This window comes from Martinezella rhizogenes (assembly GCF_027460065.1).
GTDB lineage: Bacteria > Pseudomonadota > Alphaproteobacteria > Rhizobiales > Rhizobiaceae > Agrobacterium > Agrobacterium rhizogenes_C.
In genome coordinates, this window is record NZ_JAPYZZ010000042.1 from 1 (window position 1) to 4,890 (window position 4,890).

A 4,890-nucleotide genomic window follows, 5' to 3' on the forward strand; every position below is an offset into this window, starting at 1 on the left:
AATATCATGATATTGTTATTATGATCGATCGCCACTTAAATCTGATCTCCACTCTAATCAATTCCATCTCACTCATATAGTTTCCGCGCATAATCATTCTCCAATCATATCGGTAATTTCAACATAAAAATCATATATTTACGCGGTATCGTCCCGCAATCCGCAAATTGCAGGCTGCAAAAGCAAGATTCTGCCCGCAGATTTTCATCCGCCACAAATGTTCGTATATAATTCAATGCAACATATATTTTATATGTCTATGTGTATGCATCTATATAAATATATGTTTATGGAATCCTTCCTGGTCGAAGGGGTACTCCATCTTCATCTCGGCTTCCAGATTCAAATTCTTCTTCTGGTTGTGTAAATATTGCTTCTTGCGCCGACGATTCATAATCTTAGCCACCCTTCGCCTCATCAGCGCTGTATCGGCACGAGCTGCAAGGACGTACATCTCATAAAGACCCATTTGAACACACCTTTCCTATCACGCGACGCAGTTGCGACCGTGTCATGAGCTTCATCTCTTTTTCCCACCAGCCTTTCAGCTCAATGGGCATTACAACGGGGCACTGAAAATTGCCGCCTGTGGAAAATAAAGACACTTATCAGTGCCCCGCATCGGCGGTTTATGCCTGTCAGAGCACGTCCTTCAGCCAATGCGTTTCGGAGAAATAGAAAGGCCCACCACAAACCAGATTCCATCTCTCCTCCGGTCATTGCCAGAGGACTTTCCCTGTCAGGCCCCGAAATATGAGAGTGACGTCTTTCTCTCACAGCCGGCACCGGTTCAGCTTCAAAACCGGAACGTTTCCCGGTTCATCTCGGAACAGGGTCAGTATAAGTCAGGCAAACAGGGTGAGGATGAACGGGGAAATAAAAATCTTTGCCATAAGCCTGACAACAAGCGAGACGAAGAGAAAAAGCATCGAGGTATTGGGCAAAACAGGGTCTTTCACGCAGCAAGACGCGGATCGACACCGCGATATTAAACAAAAACACTTCTCCTTCGGCATCATTTCTGCCCGCGTCAAGGCGATCCACCCCTCGCCAAGGGACCAGGCTGACGTGAAGCAGCTTACCATTCCAACTGTCGCCGTTTTTCGACGAGAAAATCGACGAAGACCCGCAGCTTGGCAGGCATCTGGTCGCGGGATGGCACATAGAGATTGAAGCCCTCGAAAGGCAGGCACCAATCCTCCATCACACGCACCAATGCGCCGGTAGCCAGATGCTGACGGACAGCAAAGTCAAGATGCATTACCAGGCCGATACCCTGGAGCGCGGCACTCAGCATGACGTCGTCGCTGTTGGTGGCAAATGTTCCGACAGGCTGGTACAGCCGCTCCTCGCCTGAGCGAGGGTCCGTCAGCTCCCAGCGAAAAACGGCCCCACTGCTCGACTGACGGAAGCCTACGCAATTATGGTTCGCCAGATCCTCGAACAGCTTCGGGGCCGGATTGGCCGCGAAGTAGACCGGTGAACCAACAACGGCCAGGGAAACAGGCGGCGCAATTGGTACGGCAATCATCGTGTCCGTCACGCTTTCGCGCAGACGAATGCCCGCGTCGCAGCCTTCCCGCACAATGTCTCCCAGACCATCATCGATGAACAGTTCGACACGAACTTCAGGATACCGGCGGGCGAACTCTCCCAGGTGCGGCTCAACGAAATGATGTGCGACGACACGCGGCGCGTTCAGCCGGATTTCACCACTCGGCTTATCGCTCGCCTCCCCGACCGCAACCACTGCATGCGAGATCATGGCAAGCCCCGGTTCGACTTGGGCCAGCAGCTTCCTGCCGTCATCCGTCAGTGAAACCGAGCGCGTCGACCGATTGAGCAGCCGGACACCGAGCTGTTGCTCGAGGGTCCTGATCGCTTGCGACAGCGCCGACGGGGAAATGCCGATCCGGCCGGCGGCGCGGGTATAGCTTCCCTCCCGGGCGACTTCCGCGAAAGCGGCGATAGCAGGTAGGAGATTGCGATCCATAGGCTCTCATTATGAATTGTAGCTTCAAACTCATTGAAGAATGCCCCCATTTTGCCGGGCCGTCGAGGGGGCTATGTTAACCTCATCAAAAACGGCAGGAGAACGGCATGACGAAAATCCTGATCCTCGGCGCAAGCGGGCAGATCGCCCGGCATGTCATCGATATGTTGGCGGAGCGAAACAGTGCCGAACTGACCTTGTTCCTGCGGGATGCGAAGAAGCTGGGCCGCAAGGTTCCTGCCAACACCCGCGTTATCGAAGGCGACGTTCACGATGCTGCCAAACTGAAGGAAGCCATGGGCGGCCAGAATGTCGTCTATGCCAACCTCGCAGGCGACGTCGATACACAGGCAGCCGCGATTACCGCCGCCATGAAGGTTACCGGCGTCCGAAAGCTGATCTTCTGCGCCACGCTCGGCATCTATGACGAAGTACCCGGCAAGTTCGGCGAGTGGAACAACCGGGAGATCGGTGAATATTTCCCGCCGTACCGGAAGGCAGCGGATCTCATTGAGGCATCCGGGCTGGATTATGCCGTGCTGCGTCCGGCGTGGCTGACTGACGCCGACGAGGTCGACTACGAGACCACCGAGCGCAACGAGTCGTTCAAGGGCACGGAAGTCGCCCGCAAGAGCGTGGCGGCGCTGGTTGTTGAACTGGCCGCAATGCCGGGCGCTCTGCGCAACCGCAACATCGGCGTCAACAAGCCCGATACCGATGGCGACAAGCCTGCCTTCATGTGAACGATCCGGCCGATCGGCTGGTGAAAATACCCCTTAATCCGGAAACGAAGGAGATCGCATCATGGAAACCGTGAAAATCCGAAATTACGATATGTACTGGGATATCGCCGCCGACATCCACTTCCCGCCGAACTTCGACAAGTCGAAGAAGTATCCGGCCATCATCAGCGCGCATCCTATCGGAAGCTGCAAGGATCAAACCTCAGGGAACGTCTATGGTGTTGCGCTCGCCAAGGAAGGGTTCGTCGTTATCGCCTTCGACGCGAGCTTCCAGGGCGCCAGCGGCGGCGAGCCACGCTTCATCGAAGACCCGACGCTGCGCGTCGAGGACTTCCGCCATGTCTCCGATTATCTGGTGACACTCCCTTATGTCGATGAGGATCGCATCGGCGTCCTTGGTATCTGCGGCGGCGGTGGCTATTCGATCAACGCTGCGATGACCGAGCGCCGTATCAAGGCGGTCGGCACTGTCACTGGCGCAAACTATGGTCGCCTAATGCGGGGCAATTTCACCGGCCTCAACCCAATCGGCGCGCTGGAGGCAATGGCCAAGCAGCGGACCGCCGAGGCTCGGGGCGCGGCTCTCCACGTCGATAATCTCCTGGCCAATTCCATTGAGGAAGCGCGTGCTGCCGGTGTTACCGACCGCGACCCACTGGAGGCGACTGATTATTACCGCACGCCGCGAGGACAGAAGCCGAATGGTCTGAACCGTTCGCTCCTGTCACATCAAGCCGCGGCAGTTGGCTGGGATGCCTTCCATCTCGCCGAAGTTCTGTTGACCCAACCTCTCTGCGTCGTGGTTGGTGATCAGGTCGGCGCCTTCGGTGCTTATCGCGATGGCTGCGAGATCATCGAACGCGCAGCCTCGAAGAAGAAGGAACTGGTCGTCGTTGAAGGCTGGTCGCACTATGACCTCTATGACAAACCGGAACCGGTAGGACAGGCGTTGGCGAAGCTGATCCCCTTCTACAAGGAAAACCTTTGAGCATGGCCAAAGGCCGCCATGTACAGTGGCGGCCACCCCGTATGGACAAAAGAGTAGCGTCGACACCTTGTCTTGAGGACGTTTTCTAAACGGTATCTATAAGATAAATACGTCCCCTACGCTGACAGTCCCCTCCCGACTGAGGCGAACCAATGGATAGGTATCAAATCCGCGAGCGCTTACGGCCCGCTGGTTTTGTTAGTTCTTCTTCGCTTGACCGTGATGCCGCTTAATGGTTGAAAAACATCCAAAATTGCCAGACTAAAAGGTAAGCCTTTGTCAAAACTTGGACTTTTGACGGCCATTGGGCACAACATAGCTGACTCGGTTGGTTCCGGGGTCGGGCTGATGGTTGGCGTCTATTCCATGGATATCTACGGGGAGGCCGCTTCTACCGAGGAAGGTTATATCGATGTAGACTTTCTCACCGGTAGTACATTGGGAGGAAGCGTCTCAGCTTCGCTCATGAAGGCTCTGAAACTCTACAGCGAGGAGTTGCCCCGCTTCTGCGAACGGAATGGGGTCGAGGTTGCCGAATTTCGTAAGCTCAGTGTCCGCTTTTTGACAAAAAACCTTAAGCCGACTTGCATAGTCACTACAGAAGATCATCACGGACGCTCCTCTATAGACGAGTATCAAGGATTGCCTGCCCGCCGTGTGAAGAAACTGGACTATCTGGGACGGGTACGGCGAAAATAGTACACTGGAACTCGTCGCACGGGTTTTAAATCGCCACGTTCGCTATTGAGCCTCAACGCAGATCGCGGAAAAGCGCCAGCTCACACCGTTTGGCCACGCCACCCGCTTTATCGAGTTTGGATAGTGCCTCTGGCGTCGAGTGCCGTAAGATCTTCTCTCAAGCGCACTGCCATATCCATCCGCTCATGCAGGATACTCATCACGCCTAGGTCGCCGTTATCGTAAGCCCACGGTGAAGGCCGTCTTGCGATGACGGCCTTCTGACTGCCAGTCCTAGTGGTAACACTAGGAGTAGTCATATGACGAAGCATCCAATTGAGGTGATCACGTCCGTAGAGCGCCGTCGGCGCTGGTCACGAGAAGACAAAGAGCGCCTGGTCGCTGCCTGCTTTGAGCCAGACGCGGTCATCTCCGAGATTGCCCGCGCGGCTGGTATCCATGTCAGCCAGTTGTTTCGTTGGCGCAAA

At 55.1% G+C, this 4,890-nt stretch carries 5 protein-coding genes and 1 pseudogene; 4 read left to right on the forward strand and 2 right to left on the reverse strand.

Annotated features, from left to right (window positions below; all coding sequences use genetic code 11):
* Positions 1-1,078: 1,078 nt before the first annotated feature.
* The gene (locus tag O8B93_RS27695) at positions 1,079-1,993 is read right to left on the reverse strand and encodes a LysR family transcriptional regulator (protein ID WP_269713084.1); all 915 of its coding nucleotides are present in this window, start codon (positions 1,991-1,993) and stop codon (positions 1,079-1,081) included.
* Positions 1,994-2,100: 107 nt separating this feature from the next.
* Here O8B93_RS27695 and O8B93_RS27700 point away from each other — a divergent pair, with 107 nt between their 5' ends.
* From O8B93_RS27700 to O8B93_RS27710, 3 genes are all read left to right on the forward strand, one after another.
* Positions 2,101-2,736, forward strand: coding sequence for an SDR family oxidoreductase (locus O8B93_RS27700; RefSeq protein ID WP_269713085.1), 636 nt, complete (start codon positions 2,101-2,103; stop codon positions 2,734-2,736).
* A 61-nt stretch (positions 2,737-2,797) separates the two neighbouring features.
* Positions 2,798-3,724, forward strand: coding sequence for an alpha/beta hydrolase (locus O8B93_RS27705; RefSeq protein WP_269713086.1), 927 nt, complete (start codon positions 2,798-2,800; stop codon positions 3,722-3,724).
* Between the two features lie 348 nt (positions 3,725-4,072).
* Positions 4,073-4,423, forward strand: a complete 351-nt coding sequence (locus tag O8B93_RS27710) for a hypothetical protein (protein ID WP_269713087.1) — start codon at positions 4,073-4,075, stop codon at positions 4,421-4,423.
* Between the two features lie 107 nt (positions 4,424-4,530).
* Here the strand turns inward: O8B93_RS27710 and O8B93_RS27995 are convergent.
* Positions 4,531-4,644 (reverse strand): annotated as a pseudogene (locus O8B93_RS27995) (type II toxin-antitoxin system RelE/ParE family toxin); the annotation flags it as partial.
* 78 nt (positions 4,645-4,722) lie between these two features.
* Between O8B93_RS27995 and O8B93_RS28000 the strand changes: the two are divergent.
* On the forward strand, positions 4,723-4,890 hold a 168-nt coding region (locus tag O8B93_RS28000), incomplete at its 3' end, for a transposase (RefSeq protein WP_405049103.1).